This window comes from Bradyrhizobium sp. UBA2491, assembly GCF_002341725.1.
GTDB lineage: Bacteria > Pseudomonadota > Alphaproteobacteria > Rhizobiales > Xanthobacteraceae > Bradyrhizobium.
The window spans coordinates 22,980-44,564 of the sequence record NZ_DDOP01000068.1 but is presented as its reverse complement, the minus strand read 5'-3'; the positions used below and the strand labels follow the sequence as shown (position 1 = coordinate 44,564).

Genomic DNA, 21,585 nt, shown 5'->3' with positions numbered 1-21,585 from the left:
CCACATTGGCTTGCAACCCAGTCATTCACTATGGCGTGGATGTTAGACCCTGCCAACCACGGTGGCGTGTCCGAATTTGCCTCGATTTGTCCGGTTCCGAATGCACGGCGTAGCCGTCGCGGGCGATATCGCATTTCGATGGTTCGCATCGGTCCGCGCTTGGCGCAGCGTGCGAACAAGTCGGCGTTACCGGCCGCGCATGATCGCACCGATCACACGGACATTTGAAGCCGCGCGCCCGAATAAATCGCATCCGATTAAATCGGGATACTTGAAGCGCGGCCGCGCCATGCCTTTATCAGGCGCGAACGAATTAATCGTATGCGATATAAATCGCGGGAGCGTGATCATGGCTACCAGGATTTCTCACGTCGTCACGGCGTTCAAAACCATCGCGCTGGCTGCGGCGCTGTCCGCTGTCGTTGCCACGGCAGCCTCGGCGCAGGCCGCGATCTCCGAGCCGGCCGCCTATCAGGCGCTGTATCCCTATCGCGACGTGCTCAACAATGGCGCGCCGACGCCGGCGGCGCGGCTGGTGCTGGAGCCGCCCGCGGTGCTGCAAGCGCTGCAAGCCCAGGAGAGCGGCATCGGTGTCGTCCGTACGCCGCGCCACAGGTCGCATCGTGCCGGCCGCTAAAGGTGCTCGCGTGCCTGTGATTGAATGATGTCGATCATGCCATTGATCGCGGGCGCGCCTCGATTACGTCGAATAAAGAGACTTCCCTGACCACGGAGAGATGCAATGACCAAGCAGATCAATGACCTCTCGAGGTACTATCGCTACGAGCTCGTGCACGGCGACCATGCCGATTTCATCGCCTATCAGCGCAATCTGGGCGACGGCGTCTGGCAGACGTATGCGACCTGGATGATCCCGGGCGCGAGCGGCGAGTAGCCCGGCCGACGCGGCGATCACGCGCAGGAGGACAAGAAGAACGCGCCCGGCGGGGCCGGGCGCGTTCTGGTTCTCCTATCGGGAGCCGGCCACGGACCGCGGCCGGCGCGTCAGCTCACTTCACCAGTGGACAGCCGCCCTTGTCGAGCGGGCGGAACGCCTCGTCGCCGGGCACGGTGGCGATCAGCTTGTAGAGGTCCCACTCGTTCTTGGATTCCTCGGGCTTCTTGGTCTCGAACAGATACATGTCGTGCACCATGCGGCCGTCGATCCGGATATGGCCGTTCTTGGCGAAGAAGTCGTTGATCGGCGTCTTGCGCATCTGCTCCATCACCTTCGGCGCTTCGTCGCTGCCGATCGCCTCGATCGCCTTGAGGTAATGCATGGTCGCCGAATAGAGCCCGGCCTGGATCATAGTCGGCATGTGGCCCACCTTCTCGTTGAAGCGCTTCGAGAAGGCGCGGGTCTCGTCGTTCATGTCCCAGTAGAAGGCGTCGGTGACGATCAGGCCCTGCGTTGCCTTCAGGCCCAGCGCGTGGGTGTCGGTGATTTCCATCAGCAGCGCGATCATCTTCTGCCCGCCCTGGGTCAGGCCGAATTCGGAGGCCTGTTTCAGGGCGTTGGTGGTGTCGCCACCGGCGTTGGCCAGCGCCACGACCTTGGCCTTGGAGGCCTGGGCCTGTAGCAGGAAGGACGAGAAGTCCGACGAGTTCAGGGGATGCCGGACCTCGCCGAGCACCTTGCCGCCGCTTTCCTTGACGACGTTGGCGGCGTCGCGTTGCAGCGCCATGCCGAAGGCGTAATCGGCGGTGACGAAGAACCAGGTGTCCTCGCCGCGCTTCACCATCGCCTTGCCGGCGACGTTCGACAGCGCATAGGTGTCGTAAGTCCAGTGCACCGTGTTGGGCGAGCAGGCCGGGCCGGTGATGTCGGAAGAGCCGCCGCCGGAGTTGATGTTGATCTTGTTCTTCTCGCGCGTCAGCGCCGAGATCGGCAGCGCCACCGAGGATGTCGGCACGTCGAGGATCGCATCGACCTTCTCGTTGTCGTACCAGTTGCGCGCGATGCTGACGCCGACGTCAGGCTTGTTCTGGTGATCGGCCGCGACCACCTGCACCGGCTTGCCCTTCACCTTGCCGCCGTAATCGGCGACCGCCATCTCGACGGCGGCGACCGAACCCTTGCCGGTGGCGTCCGCATAGAGGCTCGACATATCGGTGAGCACGCCGATCTTGACGACGTCGTCGGAGATCTGGGCGTTGGCTGCGGTGCCGGAGGCCGCAAGCGCGAGGCTGGCCGCGGCTGCGGCCAAGAGCAGTTTCATCGTGTTCTCTCCCTGTTTTTCGTTCGGGTCGCTTCCACGGGGCACCTTCTATCCGGTGCGGCAAGCTGTCGCAAAGACGACTTTTTGGGCATGGTGAAGGGGCGGGACCGGGCGGAGTGCCTTCGACCTCGTCCCGTCCGTCAGCGCGCGAGGGGGGCGCCGCCGGTCAGAGCGCCGGCAGCGCGGTGACGGCGGCCTTGATGGTGCCGTCGGTTTCCACGATCACCCGCAGCGTCTTCGAATCGAAGGCGATGCCGGCGAGGCGGATGCTGTTGACGTCGGCATCGACGCGGATGCCTTCCTCGTTCTTTTGCAGGTCGGCGATGGCGCTGGCGATCTTGCGCTGCGCATTGGTGGCAAACGGCTTCAGGTCGACCACCAGCCGGTCGGCCAGCGCCTGCTGCATGTGCGGGATCGCCGCGCGTGCGGCGGCGCCGAGCAGGCCGAACGCGGCCTCGGATTCGACCGCCAGCTCGACATCGGCCAGCCGCAGCGTCTGCGCCTGCTCGTCGAGCCGCGGCCGGCCCCAAATGTGCACGGTCGCCTCGGCGCCGAAGCCGAAGAAGCTCTTTTTTTCCTTGGCGTGCACCAACAGCGAGATCAGCAGCCGGTCGCCGGAGGCGGCGATGCTCGCGCTCTTGACGGTCACGTCGACCGGACCGGAACCGTCCTCGGGGAAGGTCTTGCCCTTGAGCTGGGCCTCGACCAGCTGGGTCAGCGTGGTGAAGGACATGTCCACCGGCAGGCCGACCGAGACCTGGCTCGGCATCGGCGGCACGATCGAGAGCTTGTCGGGGAACGGGCAGGTCGGGGTGGTTTGTGTCTCGGTGATCCGGGTCTCGGCCTCGATTCCCATTGTCAGGATCAACGACGAGGCGTCGACCTTCGGCTGCGCTGCGATCGCGCGGGTCGGCCGCAGCTCGAGCCACATCGGCGGCATCGACGCGGTGCCGCCGGTGCCTTGCAGCGGGATCGAGCGGCAGGCCTTGGCCCATTGTGCGCGCGCTGTGTTCTGGAACAGCGGGTCATTGTGCAGTCGCGCCTCGACCGCGGAAATCTGGTCGGCGACGGCCTTGTCGATGACCGGCTTGACCTGGGCCGGCACGCTGATGCGGACGCCGGCGGCCGACAGGCTGGTGTCGCCGAGATTGACCTGCGCCTGCAGGTTCGGCTCGATCCGCCAGGACGCGCCGAGCTTCGGCCGTGCGGTCAGCGTGACGTTGCCCTTGATCTCGGCGTTGGCGTTGATGTTCTTGATGTTCACGGCGCCAATCTGCTTGGCGACATTGCCGCCGAGCAGGCTGCCGAGTGCGTCGGTGACCGCGCCGGTCGCCTTCGCGGACAGCGAGCCGGTGACCTTGAGCGTGCCGTTGATCGGGGTCGTCAGCGTCAGCACGTCCTGCGCACCGGTGGCGGCGATCGGGCCGCGCGACGCGGTCCAGCCGATGTCGGCATTTTGCAGGATTTGCTGGACCGGATTGTCGGCCTTGCCGCCAAAAGTCTTCGGTGCGCCGCGTTCGGCGGCATCGCGGATCGCTGCCAGTGCGACCGAGACTTGCGCCACGACCGTCGAGGAGCGCGGCGCCGTCGGCAGCGGCGGCAATTGCGCGAGCTGCGGCTTCTGCAAGGTGGCGCTCGGCGCCAGCCAATCCATGGCCTTGAGGCTGATCGCGAACGAGACCAGCACCACGGTGATCCCGAGCGCGATGGTCCTTGGATGCATCGGTAGACGCATCATTCCCCCGGATGAAAATCAACTTTGACGGGTTGTACAGGCCCCCCGAGCAGGGCGCCAGTGTGGCCGGATCAAGCTGGTTCGGGGGCACAGTGCCGCCGCCGCCCCGATCTTGACGGGGACGTTAACGATTGTGAACGCGACAACGGCCCCGGCGGGGTGCCGGAGCCGTTGTCTGAGCCTTGGAGGAGGCTTGGGGAAGTCGGGTTTTTGTCAGCGGACGGCCGTGCCGAGGTCGGCGCGGCGGTCGGTCATCGGCAGCACGATCACCTTGGTACCGACGCTGACCCGTGAATAGAGGTCGGTGACGTCCTCGTTGGTGAGCCGCAGGCAGCCGGAGGAGACGTGGGTGCCGATCGTCTCCGGCGCGTTGGTGCCGTGGATGCGGTACACGGTGCCGCCGAGATACATCGCGCGGGCGCCGAGCGGGTTGCCGGGGCCGCCGGCCATGTGGCGCGGCAGATAGGGCTGGCGGGCGATCATTTCCGGCGGCGGGGTCCAATCCGGCCACTCCGCCTTCTTGGTGATGGTCTGGGTGCCCGACCAGGTGAAGCCGTCGCGGCCGACGCCGATGCCGTAGCGCATCGCCTGGCCATTGCCGAGCACCAGGTAGAGATAGGTGTGCGGGGTATCGATGATGACGGTGCCGGGCGCCTCGCGGGTCGGATAGGCGACGACCTGGCGGCGGAGCCGGGCGGGCAGTTCAACCGAGCGGTCTTCCTCTTGCGCCTGCGGCATCGACTGCACCGGCGGCTGCACCGCCTCGGTCGGCGGCGTCAGGATGAAGGGGAAGATCGGCAGCGGCGCGGCCGCGGCGGAATTCGAGAAAGCGACGGTGCCGATCGCCAGCGCGCCGAAGGCGGCGGCAGCGAGACGTGCGTTCAGCTTGATGGAATTGAACATTGTCGACCCCTGTTGTTTGCGCCCTGCGCGCCAGTTCCGGCGCGTCGTTGGCCCAAACCAGTACAGGCGAGGCGTTTCAGGACGTTTGCACGAAATCGCCAAAATGGTTTCGTGCCGTTAGGGATTTGTTTCGTGCGTGTTTCGTCGAGGGTTAAGGGCAGGTTGCCGGAGCGCTGTGCCGCATCAGGACATCGATCTCGGCACGGCGCTTGCTGTCCGACAGGCGTGGTTTGGAATGGAGTGGAATCATGCCAGCGCCTTCGATCGGGAGCATGCTGGATCGGCAGAAGGGCTTTGGTCCCGGGTTCGATTTTCTCCGCGTTGCACTCGCGATTTCGGTCGTCGCCGGGCATACGCCCTATGTCGCCACCGGGCGCGGCGATTCCGATCCGACGTGGATCCTCTGGTTTCCTCAATTTGCGATCCTGGTGATGTTTTTCGCGCTGAGCGGGTTTCTGATCGCCGCGAGCGGGCTGCGGCTCAGCGTTAAGGAATTTCTGATCAACCGCGGCTTGCGGATCATTCCGGCGCTGGCGGTGGAGATCGTGCTGTCGGCGTTGATCCTCGGGCCGATCTTCACGACGCTGCCGCTCTCCGACTATTTCACCAGCGCCGGCACCTGGAGATATTTCACCAACGTCGTCGGCCTGGTGAACTACACGCTGCCGGGCGTGTTCAGCGGCAATCCCGCGCCGGAGGTCAACAGTTCGCTGTGGACCGTGCCGTTCGAATACGGCTGCTACGCGGTGATGGCGGTCATCATGGCCCTGGGGCTGCTGCGCAGACCGGGCCTGATCGTGTCCGGCGTCGTACTGCTGGTGGGGCTCGGCCTCGCGCTGACCTTCACGGGGCACGTCGCTGCTCCTTCCCAGCTGCCTGCCGGCGTCGCGGGCACGTTGCATGACAAGATCTTCAGCACGGCGCTGTTTCTCGGGCGCGGTGCGAAACTGCCGGTCGCCTGCCTGCTCGCAATCGCGGCCTATCTCTACCGCGACCGCATTCCCTATGACGGGCGCATTCTCGCCGCCTGCTGTGCGCTGTGTCTCGGCGCCATACTGCTCGGGCCGGCGGCATGGATGACCCAGCCCGTCCTCAATGCGGTCATCGCGCCGGCGCTGGTCTATATCACCGTGTTCCTCGGGGTCTCCAATCTGCCGCGGCTGCCGCTGTTCTCGAACGGCGACTATTCCTACGGCATCTATCTGTACGGCTTCCCGATGCAGCAGGTGGTGAAAGTGTGGCTGCCGAATGCGTCGCTGACCGTCCAGTTCACCGTCGCGCTGGTGCTGATCACGGCGTTCGCGGCGTTCTCCTGGCACTGCATCGAGAAACCGGTCCTGAAGCTGCGCCGCCATTTCTCCTTCGTGGCACGCCAGCGGCTCGAGCCGGACGCGATGGGCACACCGCTCGAAGGGATCGGGCCGCTCGTCGTCAGCGTGAGCGGCAGCCGGAGCGCGCGATCCTGCTGACGCGAAGCAACAACGCCGGCACCGTTCAGAGGTGGACGTATCCGGCCAATCCGTCCCACAGCAGCTTGGCCGCGGTGACGACGAGGATGGCATAGCAGAGCCGGTAGAGCGCGCGCTGGTCGAGCCGTTCGTGCAGCCGCCATCCGGCCCAGACCCCGACCGGCACGGCCGGCACGCACAGCGCCATCAGCACCCACAGGCTGCGCGACGGCGTGGCGAGCACGAGCCATGGACCGGCCTTCAGCAGATTGCCGACCGTGAAGAACAGGCTGGTGGTGCCGGCATAGAGCGCCTTCGACATGCCGAGCGGCAGCAGATAGATCGCAAGCGGCGGCCCGCCCGAATGCGCGACCATCGTGGTGACGCCGGAGGAGAGGCCGGCGAACGTCGCCTTGAGCGTCGAGCGCGATTGCTGCTTGATCTCGCCGCCGCTGAGAAACCACAGCGCAGCGAACACCAGCGTCACCACGCCCATCACGATCTCGACCGCATGCCGGTCGAGATCGCGCAGCGCGAAATAGCCGAGGCCGATGCCGACCACGAGCGCGGGCAGCAACATTGCGAGGTCGACGCGCGACCACGTATTGGGGCGCCAGAACCGCAGCGCGGTGAGATCCATGACGACGAACAACGGTGCGAGCAGGGCGCCCGCCGCGATCGGATCCATCGCCAGCGAGAGCAGCGGGATGCCGACGATGGCAAAGCCGCCGCCGAATGCACCCTTCATGAAGGCGATCAGGAACACGCCGGCCAATGCCACCGCGAGCACGTATGGTGCAGGCAGGTCTGACATGATGGCGGCGATCATCTTGGTGTCGTGGCTGGCGTTGCGATTGCCGCAACATGGCGGTGCGTCCATCCGCACGCAATCCAAACATTGCTCTCGGTGCAATCGAAGCCGGCTTGCTTGCGATATCGAGCTTCGCTCCCTGCGCGACGGCCGGCTCTTCGGTCGAAACCGCTCTAGCCGGCGCGCATCCTCGGTACACCCGGCCGGTCGCCGCTGATCGCGGCGCGGCGGTCGGCGACGGCGTGATGGAATTGCTCGAGCGTCAGCCCGATCACCGAGAGGTCGCCTTCCTCGATCGCGCCGTCGTCGTAGCAATCGAGCGCCTCGCGCAGCAGCGCGTCCGCATCGCCCTGCATCGCCGCGAGCTGTTCCGGCGTCTCGGCGCCGCGCACCCGCGCGATCAAGGTCAGCAGATCGTCGCGGTGGCTGATGTAGTGCTCGCGCTCGTCGCGCTTGAGGTAATGCCGCAGCCAGGCGCCGGCCGATCCGAGGCCGGAGAGCAGCAGGATGCTGCCCCAGATGTAGTCGGAGTATTTTTCGAGGAAGGTGCGCTCGGTGCCGTCGATATAGGCGGCCGCGCCTTGATGCGCCGGCAGCGCGGCGTCCTTGTCGGTGTCGGGCTTCTCGATCTTGGCCGCGGCCGGTATGTCGCGGGCGACCTGGAGGCGCTGCGTGAACAATTGCCGGTCGAGCGTGCCGACAGTTGCTTCGTTCAGCGCATGCTGCGCGATGATCAGATGGTTGACGCCGACGGTCTCGACCTTGTCCTCGGGGCGCGCCGGCGACGACGAGAAGATGCTGCCGGCGATCTCCTCGGATTCGTAGCGCGGATGCTTCTGCGCGATCGCTTCCGAGACGTCGATGGGGAGGAATACCGGTTCGCCGCGTGCGGCGGCGGTCGCGGTGATCGCGTCCGACGTCACCTTGCTGTCGAGCGGGCCGACGGTCATGTAGGCATCGAGCGAGGGATCGCGCGCGAGGTCGGCGATCTTGTTGAGTGCGAACTGGCCGATCGTGACCTTGTCGGGGTTGACGCCGGACTCGGTCAGGATCACGCGCAGCAACGTGACGTTGGCCTGGGTGCTGCCGACCACGCCGACCTTGTGGCCGGCGAGATCGCTGACGCTCTTGATCCTCGCCGAGCGCCGCGTGCCCTTGGCGCCGGTGGGCGCCCACAGCACCACGACATTCTTGCGCAGGATCGCAACCGACTCGGCGCTGGCCGGCAGATCGAGATCGCCGCGCACCACCGCGAGGTCGACCTTGTTGGCGGTGAACAGCGCGATGCTTTCGGCGGCGCCCTGTGTCGTGATCGGCTTCAGCCGCACCGAGCTTCCCTCGCGCGCAAACGCCTGCGCGAAACCCTGGATGAGCTTGACGTCGTCGCGGCCGGTCGGGCCGACCGCGATCGTGAGCGTGACCGGACGCAGTGCGTAGAACAGTGTGCCTGCGGCGGCGCCGAACACGAAGATGCCGGTCGCAAGGACCAGGAGCGACGAGTTTCGCCGTCTGAGCCTGCGGCGCGCGCTGCCGGGGTTTTCGCTCTGCTCTGACATCTGGTTGTCATCTTACACGAAAAACCGGGCGTTTGCCGTGAAAAACAACCTAACATTTCGATGACGTCATACGTTTGAAACATCCATGTCAGAACGTCGTGCGAGCAGAATCGACAATTAACGATTTGGATCTCCTGCAATGCGCATACTCGTTGCGACCGATGCCTGGCATCCGCAAGTCAACGGCGTGGTCCGGACGCTGACGTCGCTTGCGCGCAGCGCCGCGACCCTCGGCGCCGAGATCGAATTCCTCACCCCCGACGGTTTCCGCTCGGTCGGCGTGCCGACCTATCCGGGATTGCGGATGGCGCTGCCGAACCGCCGCGAGATCGCGCGCCGGATCGAGGACGCCGCGCCCGAGGCGATCCATATCGCGACCGAAGGGCCGATCGGCTGGGCGGTGCGCGGCTATTGCCAGCGCAACAAGCTCGCGTTCACCACATCGTACACAACGCGCTTTCCCGAGTATGTTTCCGTACGTACCGGCATTCCGGACAGCGTCGGCTACGCGGTGCTGCGCCATTTCCACGCCGCCGGCTCAATGACGATGGTCGCGACCGACTCGCTGCGGTCGGAGCTTGCCGAGCGTGGCTTCCGCCGCCTCGGCTTCTGGACCCGCGGCGTCGATACCAAGATATTCAATCCCGACCAGCCGGCGGTGCTCGATCTACCGCGGCCGATCTTCATGACCATGGGCCGCGTCGCGGTGGAGAAGAATCTCGACGCCTTCCTGTCGCTCGATTTGCCGGGCTCCAAGGTCGTGGTCGGCGATGGCCCGCAAAGGGCGGCATTGGAACAGAAATATCCCGACGCGATTTTCCTAGGCGAGAAGAAGGGGCAGGATTTGACCTCGCACCTCGCCGCCGCCGACGTCTTCGTGTTCCCGAGCCTGACCGACACGTTCGGCGTCGTGCAGCTCGAGGCGCTGGCCTGCGGCACGCCGGTCGCGGCGTTCCCGGTCACCGGCCCGAAGGACGTCATCGCCGACCATCCGATCGGAGCGATCGACAACGATCTGCGCAACGCCTGTCTGCGCGCGCTGACCATGTCGCGCGCAGATTGCCGCAATTTTGCGTTGGAGCGTTCCTGGGAAAACAGTGCGCGTCAGTTCATCGGCAATCTGGCCACGTTGCAGCCGAGCCGCGCGCCGCGGCCCGCCCGCCGCGTCGCCGGCCGCAGTGCGGTTCCGAATTAAACAGCTCAATCGAACGAAAGACGAGAGACTCTCTATGGCTGAAATCATCAAGCTGGGCGCCGACCGTTCCATGGACTTCGACCGCGAAACGGTCGAGCAGGCCTATGACCGCTGGGCGCCGATCTACGACCTCGTGTTTGGCGGCGTGTTCAGCAAGGGCCGGCAGGCCGCGATCCAGGCCACCAACAAGATCGGCGGCCGCGTGCTCGAAGTCGGCGTCGGCACCGGCATCTCGCTGCCGCTCTATGGCCAGAACGTTCGTATCTTCGGCACCGATATCTCCGAAGCGATGCTCGAGAAGGCCAAGAAGCGCGTTGCCGAGCAGGGCCTGAAGAATGTCGAGGGCCTCGCGGTGATGGATGCCGAGAAACTCGAATTCCCCGACAATTCGTTCGACGTGGTGATGGCGCAGTACGTGCTGTCCGCGGTGCCTAACCCGGAAGCCGCGATGGACGAGTTCGCGCGCGTGGTGCGGCCCGGCGGCGAATTGATCATCCTGACCCGCGTCAGCGCCGATGCCGGCGTGCGTCGCTTCATCGAGCAGACGCTACAGCCGGTGGTGCGTCCGCTCGGCTTCCGCACCGCCGAGTTCGCCTGGTCGCGCTATACCAAATGGCTCGCCGGCGCGAACGGCATGGAGCTCGCGGAACGCCGCTTGATACCGCCGCTCGGTCACTTCTCGCTGGTCCGCTTCCGCAAGGTGGACGTGGCCAAAGCGGCCTAAGCGCCCACTGCGGCGGCCGATCGTGGCCGCCATCCCCTCCGGGTAAGCCAGCGCACTGCGCATCGCCAACCCGGAGGCCACTCCCTCGGCCTCATCCTCCCGCGTCGCGGCAACGGCGCCGGATGAGGCGAGACCAAGCTCCGGTTGCGTCAAGGCGTCGCTGCGCATTGTCATATGTCATTATGATGATGTCACACGCGATACATCGAATCCCTGTAAATCCTGTCCCGAAAGATGTTGGGGGAACCAATGATCAAGAACTTCCTGCAAGAGCTTCGTACCCAGCGCTGGGATGACCATCGCTTCTACCATCACAGCCGGATCAACCAGAGCCTGCACTTCGTCAGCGCGCTGAGCTTCCTGTTCGCCTATGTGATGCTGTTCTTCGATCCGGTCGTGTCGGCGCTGGTCGGCTGGCTGGTCTCGATGACCTCGCGCCAGGCCGGTCACTTCTTCTTCGAGCCGAAGGGTTATGACCACGTCAACCAGGCGACCCACGAGCACAAGGAAGACATCAAGGTCGGCTACAATCTACAGCGCAAGGTCGTGCTGATGGCGATCTGGGCGCTGTCGCCGATGGTGCTGTACTTCGATCCGACGCTGTTCGGTCTGTTCAAGCCGTGGGTCACGATGGGTGACTTCACCCGCCAAGTCGCCAAGATCTGGCTCGTGGTCGGTATCGGCGGCCTCTTGTTCCGCACCGTCCACCTGTTCTTCATTCGCGACGTCGAGACCGGTCTGGTCTGGATGACCAAGATCGTCACCGATCCGTTCCACGACCTGAAGCTCTATCACAAGGCGCCGCTGTTCCTGATGAAGGGTGAGCTGATCGATCCGGGCCTCGAGAAGCACGTCAAGCACGCCTGATCGTTTGCTTCCAGCGTCTTCAAATTTGCGTCATGCCCGGGCTTGTCCCGGGCATCACCGTTCTTAGGGCTATGCAACAAGACGGCTTCGCGTTGAATCACTCTGTCCGCGCACTTCGTTCACTTCGCCCCGCTTGCGGGGAGAGGTCGGATCGCATCGATAGATGCAATCCGGGTGAGGGGAGCTCACCGCGAATCCATCCGTTACCGACAATGTGGAAAAAGCCCCTCACCCCAACCCTCTCCCCGCAAGAGCGGGGCGAGGGAGCGCGGGAGTCGCGCCAGACCTCAGCGTCCGAACCTCACAGCGACCATCTCCTTGAGGATCTGCCGCTTGATGTTCTTGTTGGTGAGGCCTTCCTTGTGCCACCACCAGCCGTCGCGCTTCATCTTCTCGGCGGCCGCGACGAAGCGGTCGCCGACCTCGGCGAAGTCGGCGTCGGTGTAGTTCAGGGTGAAGATCAGGCGGCCGGTGCCGACCCAGCTCAGTGCCAGTCCCTCGGCGCGCAGATAATATTGCAGCATCCAGTTGTAGCGGGACGGCTCGGTGTAATAGACGGTCCAGATCGACGAGATGTTGCCGACGCGAACCGGCAGGCCGGCGGCCGTGAGGCGGTCGTTGAGCGCCTTGGCGCGGCCATTCCAGGTCTCATCCAGCCCGTTGTAGATCGAGCGGAAGTTCGGGCTGGCGAGCCGGCTCAGGAACTCGTCCATCGCCGTCATCACATAGGGATGCGAGTTGAAGGTGCCGCGGGCGAAGCAGATGTCGGCAGGACGATCATCGCGGAAGCGGCGCATCAGGTCCTTGCGGCCGCACACCACGCCGACCGGAAGGCCGCCGGCGAGGCTCTTGCCGTAGGTGACCATGTCGGCCTTGATGCCGAAATATTCCTGGGCGCCACCGGCGGCGAGACGGAAGCCGACGAACACCTCGTCGAAGATCAGCACGATGCCGCGCTCGGTGCAGACCTCGCGCAGCCTCTTCAGCCATTCGGTGTAGGCGGTGCGGTCGTATTTCGACGAGCGCGACGAATCGACCAGCGCGGAATCGCCGGGCGCGTTGGAGTTTGGATGCAGCGCCTGCAACGGATTGACCAGCACGCAGGCGATGTCCTTGCGGGTGCGCAGCACGTGCAGCGTCTTCTCCGACAGGTCGGCGAGCGTGTAGGTCTCGTGCGGCGACACCGGATTGCCGACGCCGGGCTGCACCTCACCCCACCAGCCGTGATAGCTGCCGGCGAAGCGCACCAGATGCGTGCGCTTGGTGTGGTAGCGCGCCAGCCGCACCGCCTGCATCACCGCCTCGGTGCCGGACATGTGGAACGAGACCTCGTCGAGGCCGGAGAGTTCGGTCAGGCGCTTGACGTTATCGGCGATAACAGGGTGGTAGGGGCCGAGCACTGGGCCGAGCGCGTGCGCCCGCTTCTCACCTTCGGCAATGCACTCCTTGTAGAAGTCGTTGCCGAAGATGTTGACGCCGTAGGAGCCGGTCAGGTCGTAGGACACATTGCCGTCGACATCGGTGACGGTGACGCCGCGCGAGGCTTCCACGAAGGCCGAGGTGCCGAGATGCTCGCGCACCAGGCGGCTGTACTGGAACGGCACCCGGTAGTTCTCGGTGAATTGCAGGTCGGAGATGCGTTCCGTCACCTCGGCGGTGAGCGCGCGGCCCTTGGGGTAGCGATCCTGGTAGAGGCCGGCGAGGCGAAAGAAGCCGTCCTGTCGCTGCATCGCGATGTCCTTCGGCGCGCCGTCGGAGCAGAAGAACTCGTCGATGTCGAATTCGTAGTGCGGGACCATGCGCGCGACCATCTTGGACATCTTGGAATGTCCGGTCAGCGAGCGGTGCTTGGCACGCGACAACGCGATGCGGGCCTGAATCTTGGGGAAGGCTGCGGCGGCGCCGGCAAGTGCGGCGGCGGACAGCGAGAGAATCGGAAGGGATGTTTCCATGACAGAAGCGCTAGCCTCGGCACCTAACAAATTCATGACAGTCAAGGGCCTGATCTCGGCATTCACCCAGCAGGAGGACCTCAATTTCCTGCTGACCAACCGGATTCCACGGGCTGCGGTGACCCGCTTCATGGGCTGGTTCTCCAAGGTAGAGAACCCGCTGGTGCGGGACGCCTCGATCGCCTGCTGGAAGTTGTTTTCCGACCTCGACCTGTCGGAAGCCAAGAAGACCGAATTCAAGAGCTTGCACGATTGCTTTACCCGCGAGCTGAAGCCCGGCCTGCGCCCGGCGGTGGCCGATCCCGCCATCATCGCGAGCCCGTCGGATGCGATCATCGGCGCGCATGGACGGATTGAGGATGGGCAGTTGTTCCAGGTCAAGGGCGCGCCGTATTCGCTGCTCGATCTGCTCGGCGATCCTGCGCTGGTCGAGCAGCACAGGAACGGCCGTTTCGTCACGCTGCGGCTGACCTCGAGCATGTACCATCGCTTTCACGCGCCGTATGATCTTGCCATCGACAAGGTGACGTTCATCCATGGCGACGTCTGGAACGTCAATCCGATCGCGCTGAAGCGGGTCGAGCGGCTGTTCTGCAAGAACGAGCGCGCGGTGCTGCGCGCGAAACTGTCGACCGGCGAGCTGCTGACCTTGGTTCCGGTCGCCGCGATCCTGGTCGCGAGCCTTCGGCTGCATTTCCTCGACATCACGCTGAATGCGCAGTCGCGGGGGCCGGTTGATTTTCCCTGTGACGCACATGTGAAGAAGGGCGATGAACTCGGCTGGTTCGAGCACGGTTCGACCATCATCGTGCTCGCGCCCGGCAATTTCGAGTTCTGCGACAATGTCGCGGAGGGAACGCGGATCAAATGCGGCGAGCCGCTGTTGCGAAAACCTGTGATGTGATGCGGCTTTGTCCTTCGCGTGTCGTTGTTTGAGCATGATTTGCCCGGAAAACCAGTTTCCAGTTTTCTGGATCATGCTTTAGAATGTTCGGGATCGTCGTGCGACGATCCTAAATCGCAAACCTGATGGATACGTGATGGCGCGGACGCCTGTTCTGGCGGCGGGAGGCATTGTGCTGCGGCGGGAGACACCGCCGCGCTTTGCCGTCGTGCGCCTGCGCAAGCGCAACGAATGGGTGCTGCCCAAGGGCAAGCTCGACGATGGTGAGACGCCGCGCGCCGCCGCCGAACGCGAGGTGTTGGAGGAAACCGGTCACGACGTCGAGGTCCACGAATTCCTCGGCACGCTGGTCTATGATTCAGGCGGGCGCTCGAAGGTGGTGCATTACTGGCGCATGGATGCCGGCGGCAAGCCGGTGCGCGAGTTGATGAGCGACATCAGGGAAGTCGACTGGCTGCCGCTCGATGAAGCCCTCGAGCGCCTGTCGCGCGGCTACGAACGCGCGTTCCTGGAGAATGTTGGCCCGATCGCGTTGCAGGCCGCGGCACACGCCGAGCGCGAGCGGCGCGCGCGCTTGCGCGTTGCTGCCGCGGACCGACGCCGGGCGCGCCTCGCCGAAGAGCCGGCTGCCGATGCGCCTGCGATCGCGGAGCAGCCCGTTGCCGCGGAGATGCCTGCGGCCATTGAAGCGCCTTCGCCTGTTGAGGTGCAACTCACGGCTGAAGCGCCGGATGTCTTGGAGACACCGGCAGTGGATGCCGGACCGGATCAGTCTGCCATGGTGGCGGAACATGCTGCTGTCGATACCGGCGAAGTCGTCGCGACGGGTCGTGTCGTGGCGGCTGCATCCGAACAGACGCCATCATCCGCGCACGAGGCCGAACCGGTCGCGCCGGCCGTCCAATCGATTCCGCGCAAGAACCTGATCGAGCGCGTGCGCGACTGGCTGCGCCGCGCCGCGTGACGCAGCGCGCTTCCAATCAATTGTGACGTTTGTTTTTGGGCGGCGGCTTTGCCGCGCGCGGTGGCGGTGCGCGCCGTTGCTGGAAGGCCGGACGTGCCTGCGCCGCGGGCCGCTGCATGCCGGGACGCGCACCCGGTGCGGCCTGCTGCATGCCGGGACGCATCTGGCCAGGAACCGGCTGCGCCGTGCCCTGCCGCGGCCCGCCCGGTTGCGCTTGCTGTCCCGGCTGTCGCACGCCGCCCGGCTGTTGTGTGCGACCGGGTTGCAGGCCGCCTTGACGGGCCGGCGACTGTTGTCCGCCGGGCTGCGTCGCGCCGCCTTGACGCGTCGGCTGTTGCCCCGCGGGCTGCTGTCCGGCCGGCGTCTGGACGCCGGGCGCGTGCGGCAGCGTGGTGCCGCCGGGTTGTCCGGGCAGCGCGTGCTGTGCGGCGCCTTGCTGCTGGTTGCCCGGCTGCTGCTGCGAGCCCTGGCGGCCCGGCGTGCCGGGTTGCTGCGGCTGGCCGGGACGGTTTTGCTGACCGGGCTGCTGCAATTGGCCCGGACGATTCTGCTGACCCGGCTGCTGCGGACCGTTGCGGTTCTGGCCCGGCAGGCCGTTCTGGCGCTGCGGGTTCGGTTGCACCGGCTGGCCGCGGTTCGGGTACGGCGCGGCCGGATTGGCGCGGCGGAAATCGGGATTGGCTCTGCGGAAGTCGCGCTGCTCGGTCACGACCTGGCGACCCAGCGTCTGCGTGGAATGCACCGCGCGCACGAAACCCTGGTCACGCGTCATCTGTTGCGGCGAGATGGTCAGCGGCACCGCGGCAAAGCGTGCGCCGCCGGTGCCCGGACGAATCGCAAAGCCGCTGGCGCCGCGCGTCAGCACGCCGAGCGAGGCGCCGCTACGGTCGTTGACCTCGATGCGCCCGACATGTCCGTCCGCGTCCGGATACAGCTTGATGCCGACATTGTTGCCGGTCGCATTCGCGCCTTCCGGCACCTCGACAAGGCCTGTCGTACCGCGGATGCCGAGCGTCGCGGTCGGTGTCGAGATCTTCATGTTGCCGGTCTTGGCGACGGCGGCGGCGACGAACGCCGCCGTTCCCTTGGCGACGTTGAACAGCGCGCTGTTCTGCTGGCCGCCATCCTCATAGACATAATTGTCGATCGTGATTCTGGCGTTGGCGCGCAGGTTGAAGGTGGTGCCGTCGTTGAAGGTGATGCCGAGCGAGGAGGTCGCCGACGTTGCGACATCGTCATTGGCAAAGATGTCGTCGCGGATTTGCAGCGGGGTCGTGGTGTTGTTGCGCGTGACCGTGGCGGTGCCCGTCAACGTCGCGACGTTGCCGATCGGCTCGGGCGCTGCGGCCTGGGGTGCCGCGGCCGGCGCAGCGGTTGCGGGCGCCGCCGGTGTCGCGCCCGGCGCCGGGGCAGGTGAGGGGCGCGGCGCAGGTTGCGCTTGCGCGAGCTGCGTCAGTTGTGGCGCGGCATCGGCCGTTGCATGCCACCCCATCGTGACGCCGGCACCAAGCAAAAGCGCAAAAAGGAAGGCGCGGCGCATCACCATCGATTCCCCGGAGGCTAGGGTGACCGGCAATTGAGCCGCGTCAGGCTGAATGCCGAATGAACGGTCCTGCCTTGTTGTCATGGCGGTCCGGAACGTTCAAGCACCGCGTCCTCCTGTGGAAGGCGCGGTGCTCGATGGCGTGGAACGGGTCTCGTCAGCCGCGTTGGTGCGGAGCGATCAGTAGGACGGCCGGGTTTCAGCGCTTCTTCGTGCGCACGGCAAAATGGTTTCGTCGCGCGCCGGTTTGCTTCGTTAACCCCACGCCGAGGGCAATGTCGGCGCCTACGGTGTCGCCGTCACGGGCGTCCCCTCCAGCGCGAGCACGGCCTCGCGCTGGGCGTCCGGCATGGCGCGGATCCTGCGCCTCGCCATCAGGCGCAGCGCGGCGAAGCCGCCGAGGAACACCACGACCTTGCTGACGATGCCGAAGACCGGCATCACGACTGCCCAGGTGGTGACCTCGCAGGTCAGCGCGACGAAGGCGTTCACGGCGGCCGAGACGAACATCAGCCCTGCCCAGACGTAACCGACGATGATCGCGACATCGGGGACGACGGTGCGCGCGATCTCGGGAAGATAGCGGTTGAGCCAGCCCGGCTGCAGCATCACGACGCCGATGATCGCGTAGATCACGCTCGGCTTGAACAGCACGAAGCGTGGATCATGGGTCAGCAGCGTGGCGGTGCCGGCGGCGACCACCAGGAACAGGCTCAGCCACTCCATGGTGTCGATCGTCTTGCCGCGCACGACCTGAATGCCGATCTGCGCGACACCGAATGCGATGCCGAGGCCGACGGACAGCGCAGTGTTGTGGGTCAGCAAGAACAGAACGAGAAAGACCAGGGTCGACGCCAGGTCGAGCGCCAGCAGCCTTGCTGCGGTGAGGAAATGCTTCATGTGCCGTCAAAACTCCGCTGTCCGCGTCGCGCCGCCGCGTTGTCGGCGCATGCGCCGGCGCAAACTAGGCGGATCGCGCGGACGAAAGCCTATCGATTTCCGAAATCGAGGAGCGAATTCTCTCCCGGAGCCGGGGATTCCACCTGGTCATTGGATGGCGCGGCAGCCCGGCGGCGAAATTCGGTCGGCGTCAGCCCGGTGTCCGCCTTGAAGGCGCGGTTGAACGGCGCCAGCGACTGGAACCCGGCATCGAGCGCGATCGTCAGCACCGGCACCTCGGCCTGGCTGGCGTCGCCAAGCGCCGCCTTGGCCTCGTCGAGCCGGTAACGGTTGAGGAAGGCGTTGAAGTTCCGGTGACCGAGCCGGTCATTGATCAGCGTGCGCAGCCGGTACTCGGGCATGCCGAGCCTGACCGCCAGCACGCCGATGGTCAGACCTTCCTGCCGGTAGGTCCGCTCGGTCGCCATCAGGCGCTTGAGGTGATTGAGCGCCACCTGGTCGGACGCCGAGCGGCCGGCATCCGCGAGCGGCGCGGCGGCGCGGGCTGGCTGGCCACTGCCGGCATGGGCAACTACCGGCCGGCTCTCGGGCGGATCGAACAGCATCATCCAGATCGCGATCAGCGCGAATGCCGCAAGGGCGAGCGCGGCGCTGAGGTTGACGGAGCGGGCCGGAAGCGCTGCCCAACCTGCGGCGGCGGCGAACGTCATCTGAAGGCCGATGCCCACCACCAGCGCGATCAACAGCCGGCCGCGCGCCGTCGTCACCGCGGTGCGCCATCCCTTCGGTAGCTGCGCCATGCCGAGCAGCGCGAACACAATCGTCGCCAGCGCCAGCGTGCGGCCGCAGCTTGCTCCGAGACCGGGTGGCATCGCCCAGCCGCCATAGCTCACGACATGGCTCACGACGCCGAGGCCGGCGACCAGCATCCATACGGCCGCGTGCCAGGGCCGCAGCGCAAACCGCTCGTCGAACATCGCGCGCGCCCACAGCCAGAACACGACCGGAGAACCCATCGCGAAGGCAACGAATGGTGAGCTCCAGCCGAATGACGAAGCGGGAAAGAACGGCGCCGTCGTAATCGCGTAGGCCGCACCGGCCGCGCCCATCGCAGCGCCGAGGCTCGCGGCGCGGTGGACTGCCGCATAGCGCAACAGCAGCATCGCGCAAACCACCAGGAACAGTGCGACCACCGCGCCCCGCAGACCGAGTTCAAGAGCCGTCATCGCCATCGCAAGCCGCCCGCAGGTTCAAATCAACCTCGACACAGCACCGCTTATAGCGCGTCCGGCGGTCCGCATGAAGCGACCGCCGGGGCAACCACAAAAATCTGATGCTGGTTGCGGTTCAGCTGATCCGCTTCCAGGTCTGGCCGCCGCAGAACATGCCGCCGAAGGCGCAGCCCTGCACCCGCATCGCATTCGGGCCCTTCATCGCGATCGTGGAGTCGTAGTTGCGACCGGAGTCCGGATCGTGGATGCGGCCGCTCCACTTGCTGCCGTCGGGCTTCATGTTGATCAGGATGCGTTCGTTGGTCTTCTCGGAATAGCCGCAGAGATTGGCGCCACAGGCCTCGACGCGGACGTTGCCCTTGTTCTCCTCGGTGGCCCAGACGCCGACCGGTCCGGTCGGCGCCGGTGCTGTGGCAACGGGAGCAGCTTGCGGCTGCGGCGCAGGCTGTGCGGCAACCACGGACGGCGCCGCCGCAACTGCCGCGGCTTCAACCGGCGCGGCGGCCGCGGTCGCAACCACGGTGGATGGCGCGGCGGGAGGTGCGGGTGGTGCAACGGCGGCGGCAACCGGCGCGGCTGGCTGGAGCTGGGGTGCGGCGGCCTGAACCGGCGCAGGCGCAGGGGGCGGCGCAGCCGTCGATGCGACATCGTCATTATCATCGGACTTCGTGCCGAGGCCCTTGAGATTGATGTCGCCGATCGTGCCCTTGTAGCCCGGCGCCGAAATGCGGATGCAGGACAGCGCGCTGCAATTGCGCGGCGCCTCGACATGGATGCGCTGGCCGTCGATCTGGAAGGTGATGCCGGTGCCGCCGGCATGCGCCGATGTGCTGGCCATCAGCAGCGCGGCGATCGCAAAGAGCTTCTTCATGAGGGTCTCCGTGGGCGTTGGGCGGCGGGTGTACCGATCGACCCCGACCCTACGCACCGCCGGCGCCGACCTCTGTGATCGACATCACGGTGGCGGGCCAGACCGCATGACCCGGCGACGGTGACCCAAATCACAGCGCCGTGAGCGCATCGCCTCCTAGCTTCGTCCTGTTATCCTGGAGACTTCGATGAAGCGCTTCTGCCTGCTCGTCGCGCTGATGCTGGCCGCGCCCTTGGCTCACGCCGGTGAGGGCATCTCGTTCTCGATTGGCGGCCACCGCATCCATCTCGATTCCACGCGCTGCCGCGCGCTGTCCTGTGTCTCGGTGACGGATCGATCAAGGCGCGACGACGGCGCTGGCCGGACTTTCCAGCCGGAGCCGGCGCCGACCGCAGCGATCCCTGTCGCCGCATCTTCGAGCAAGGTCCCCGCGCCGGTACCGGCGGGAGCTCCTGCGCCGCCATCGGTCATCGTCTACAAGCCCGCACCAGCCGCGCCGCCACCGGCTGCCGCGTCGCCGCCGTCAGCGGCGCCGTCGCCTCCGCGGGTGATGAGGATCGAGCCGCCGCCGGCTGTTGCGCCGCGGCCGCCGGTCGCGCGTGAGACCGTTGATGAACCGGACGATGGTCCGGTCGGCGACTGGCAGACCGACACCGACAGCCTGGTGCGCGTTCGTTCCTGCGGCGAGGCGCTGTGCGGCTACGCGCTCGACAAGACCACGCGCGATCTCGGTGAAGCGGTGCTGATCAACATGAAGCCGAGCAGGCACGCGCGCTGGAACGGCAGCGTCTACGACCAGGGCCGCGACCGCATCCATTACGGCACGATCGAATTGCAGGGCGCGGACAAGATGCGGGTCGAGGCCTGCGCGTTCGGCAGCTTCTACTGCACCGGTGCCGATTGGGTTCGCGTCTCGCATGCGCGACATCGCGTGATCACCCAGGGAGCGCTCGAGCACGCACCGCGCTCCTGAACGCGTCGATGTCCAATTTGTAATTGAACGCCTTCGAACCGGATGTCCCGTCACGCGCGACCGATGGAGGTCGATGCCATTCTCGCAAGCAATGGAGGCAACATGAAACGCCTGAGCCTGGTCGCACTGCTGCTCGCAAGCAGCGTCGTTGCCGCGCACGCCGACAACGACATCTACACCAACATGCTGAAGCAGCGGCGCGGCGACGACGCGCTGCATGTCGATACCGCGTATTGTGATGCGCAGTTCGGCACGCCGCAGAACGGCACGGTGACCTCGCGGCAATACAAGAGCTGCATGCGCGCGCGTGGCTGGCGCTTCAGCCACACGATCCGCGAGCCGCGCCGTCGCGACGACGGCTATCCCGATCCCGACAATCCCGGCCTCGTCTGCCACGATTTCACGATCGCCGGGGTCACCGGATCGAGTTGCTCGAATTTTTGAGCTGGTCTCTCGCCGCGCTCACGCAAAACGCCCGGCGGGACAGCCGCCGGGCGTGGGCTTCAGGGCCTCATCGAATGGGTCAGAACACGCCGAGAATGATGGCGCCGACAAAGGCGAACGCGATGTACGCGGCCACAATGCTCAGCTTGCTCAGCAGAGGACTCGCGAAATCCATTGGGACGCTCCCTTGGTTCACAACGCTGCCCGCATTAACGCCAAAGCTAGCAACGAGTTCCCGGTCGAAAAAGTCAGCCTAGCTGTCCGGCTCGGTGTCCACAGCCTCTGCCGCGCTGCGATAGTCGAAGCAAACTGGCATCGGATCAAGATGTTGGAGAGGCGGCAAA

20 protein-coding genes are annotated in these 21,585 nt (G+C 65.8%); 10 read left to right on the top strand and 10 right to left on the bottom strand.

All coding sequences use genetic code 11. The annotated features are described in order from the left end of the window. The first annotated feature begins 349 nt into the window (after nucleotides 1-349). Both B2W55_RS23430 and B2W55_RS23425 read left to right on the top strand, forming a co-directional pair. Nucleotides 350-637, top strand: coding sequence for a hypothetical protein (locus B2W55_RS23430; RefSeq protein ID WP_024579997.1), 288 nt, complete (start codon nucleotides 350-352; stop codon nucleotides 635-637). Nucleotides 638-742: 105 nt separating this feature from the next. After that, a complete protein-coding gene (locus B2W55_RS23425) occupies nucleotides 743-895 on the top strand; it encodes a hypothetical protein (protein WP_168200250.1) in 153 nt (50 codons plus the stop codon). A gap of 115 nt (nucleotides 896-1,010) precedes the next feature. Here B2W55_RS23425 and B2W55_RS23420 read toward each other — a convergent pair whose 3' ends face one another. The 3 genes from B2W55_RS23420 to B2W55_RS23410 all read right to left on the bottom strand — a co-directional run bounded on the left by B2W55_RS23420 (nucleotide 1,011) and on the right by B2W55_RS23410 (nucleotide 4,857). After that, a complete protein-coding gene (locus tag B2W55_RS23420; RefSeq protein WP_024579998.1) occupies nucleotides 1,011-2,219 on the bottom strand; it encodes an ABC transporter substrate-binding protein in 1,209 nt (402 codons plus the stop codon). 166 nt (nucleotides 2,220-2,385) lie between these two features. Then, nucleotides 2,386-3,954, bottom strand: coding sequence for a DUF4403 family protein (locus B2W55_RS23415; protein WP_024579999.1), 1,569 nt, complete (start codon nucleotides 3,952-3,954; stop codon nucleotides 2,386-2,388). A 213-nt stretch (nucleotides 3,955-4,167) separates the two neighbouring features. After that, nucleotides 4,168-4,857 (bottom strand): L,D-transpeptidase, encoded by a 690-nt coding sequence (locus B2W55_RS23410; RefSeq protein ID WP_024580000.1) that lies wholly within the window; start codon nucleotides 4,855-4,857, stop codon nucleotides 4,168-4,170. Nucleotides 4,858-5,105: 248 nt separating this feature from the next. Between B2W55_RS23410 and B2W55_RS23405 the strand changes: the two genes are divergently transcribed. Next, complete coding sequence (locus tag B2W55_RS23405) at nucleotides 5,106-6,326, top strand: acyltransferase family protein (protein WP_043855675.1); 1,221 nt, start codon at nucleotides 5,106-5,108, stop codon at nucleotides 6,324-6,326. 25 nt (nucleotides 6,327-6,351) lie between these two features. On the opposite strand, the gene B2W55_RS23400 is transcribed toward B2W55_RS23405, so the two are convergent. Both B2W55_RS23400 and B2W55_RS23395 read right to left on the bottom strand, forming a co-directional pair. Continuing rightward, on the bottom strand, nucleotides 6,352-7,134 hold the full coding sequence (locus B2W55_RS23400; RefSeq protein WP_024580002.1) for a sulfite exporter TauE/SafE family protein: 783 nt from the start codon (nucleotides 7,132-7,134) through the stop codon (nucleotides 6,352-6,354). A gap of 155 nt (nucleotides 7,135-7,289) precedes the next feature. Beyond that, a complete protein-coding gene (locus B2W55_RS23395) occupies nucleotides 7,290-8,672 on the bottom strand; it encodes a TAXI family TRAP transporter solute-binding subunit (protein WP_024580003.1) in 1,383 nt (460 codons plus the stop codon). A gap of 139 nt (nucleotides 8,673-8,811) precedes the next feature. Here B2W55_RS23395 and B2W55_RS23390 point away from each other — a divergent pair, with 139 nt between their 5' ends. The 3 genes from B2W55_RS23390 (at nucleotide 8,812) to B2W55_RS23380 (ending at nucleotide 11,458) form a co-directional block, all read left to right on the top strand. Next, entirely contained in the window at nucleotides 8,812-9,867 is a 1,056-nt protein-coding gene (locus B2W55_RS23390; protein WP_024580004.1) for a glycosyltransferase family 4 protein, read from the top strand. A gap of 34 nt (nucleotides 9,868-9,901) precedes the next feature. Next, nucleotides 9,902-10,591, top strand: a complete 690-nt coding sequence (locus B2W55_RS23385; RefSeq protein ID WP_024580005.1) for a class I SAM-dependent methyltransferase — start codon at nucleotides 9,902-9,904, stop codon at nucleotides 10,589-10,591. Between the two features lie 249 nt (nucleotides 10,592-10,840). After that, nucleotides 10,841-11,458 (top strand): hypothetical protein, encoded by a 618-nt coding sequence (locus B2W55_RS23380; protein ID WP_024580006.1) that lies wholly within the window; start codon nucleotides 10,841-10,843, stop codon nucleotides 11,456-11,458. Between the two features lie 287 nt (nucleotides 11,459-11,745). On the opposite strand, the gene B2W55_RS23375 is transcribed toward B2W55_RS23380, so the two are convergent. Then, on the bottom strand, nucleotides 11,746-13,410 hold the full coding sequence (locus tag B2W55_RS23375) for an aminotransferase class III-fold pyridoxal phosphate-dependent enzyme (protein WP_024580007.1): 1,665 nt from the start codon (nucleotides 13,408-13,410) through the stop codon (nucleotides 11,746-11,748). 34 nt (nucleotides 13,411-13,444) lie between these two features. On the opposite strand from B2W55_RS23375, the gene asd reads away from it, so the two are divergent. Further along, a complete protein-coding gene (gene asd, locus B2W55_RS23370; protein WP_024580008.1) occupies nucleotides 13,445-14,314 on the top strand; it encodes an archaetidylserine decarboxylase in 870 nt (289 codons plus the stop codon). Nucleotides 14,315-14,450: 136 nt separating this feature from the next. Next, complete coding sequence (locus tag B2W55_RS23365) at nucleotides 14,451-15,278, top strand: NUDIX hydrolase (RefSeq protein WP_024580009.1); 828 nt, start codon at nucleotides 14,451-14,453, stop codon at nucleotides 15,276-15,278. Between the two features lie 16 nt (nucleotides 15,279-15,294). On the opposite strand, the gene B2W55_RS23360 is transcribed toward B2W55_RS23365, so the two are convergent. The 4 genes from B2W55_RS23360 to B2W55_RS23345 all read right to left on the bottom strand — a co-directional run bounded on the left by B2W55_RS23360 (nucleotide 15,295) and on the right by B2W55_RS23345 (nucleotide 19,824). After that, the gene (locus tag B2W55_RS23360) at nucleotides 15,295-16,818 is read right to left on the bottom strand and encodes a FecR domain-containing protein (protein WP_371412489.1); all 1,524 of its coding nucleotides are present in this window, start codon (nucleotides 16,816-16,818) and stop codon (nucleotides 15,295-15,297) included. A 288-nt stretch (nucleotides 16,819-17,106) separates the two neighbouring features. Beyond that, nucleotides 17,107-17,721: an inner membrane-spanning protein YciB gene (locus tag B2W55_RS23355; RefSeq protein ID WP_024580011.1), complete on the bottom strand. Its 615-nt coding sequence runs from the start codon at nucleotides 17,719-17,721 to the stop codon at nucleotides 17,107-17,109. 89 nt (nucleotides 17,722-17,810) lie between these two features. Beyond that, the gene (locus B2W55_RS23350) at nucleotides 17,811-18,947 is read right to left on the bottom strand and encodes a helix-turn-helix domain-containing protein (RefSeq protein WP_291532287.1); all 1,137 of its coding nucleotides are present in this window, start codon (nucleotides 18,945-18,947) and stop codon (nucleotides 17,811-17,813) included. 121 nt (nucleotides 18,948-19,068) lie between these two features. Continuing rightward, entirely contained in the window at nucleotides 19,069-19,824 is a 756-nt protein-coding gene (locus B2W55_RS23345; RefSeq protein WP_024580013.1) for a DUF2147 domain-containing protein, read from the bottom strand. A 187-nt stretch (nucleotides 19,825-20,011) separates the two neighbouring features. Between B2W55_RS23345 and B2W55_RS23340 the strand changes: the two genes are divergently transcribed. After that, a complete protein-coding gene (locus B2W55_RS23340; RefSeq protein WP_024580014.1) occupies nucleotides 20,012-20,797 on the top strand; it encodes a DUF2147 domain-containing protein in 786 nt (261 codons plus the stop codon). Between the two features lie 102 nt (nucleotides 20,798-20,899). Further along, entirely contained in the window at nucleotides 20,900-21,241 is a 342-nt protein-coding gene (locus tag B2W55_RS23335; protein ID WP_145987255.1) for a hypothetical protein, read from the top strand. Nucleotides 21,242-21,585: the final 344 nt, after the last annotated feature.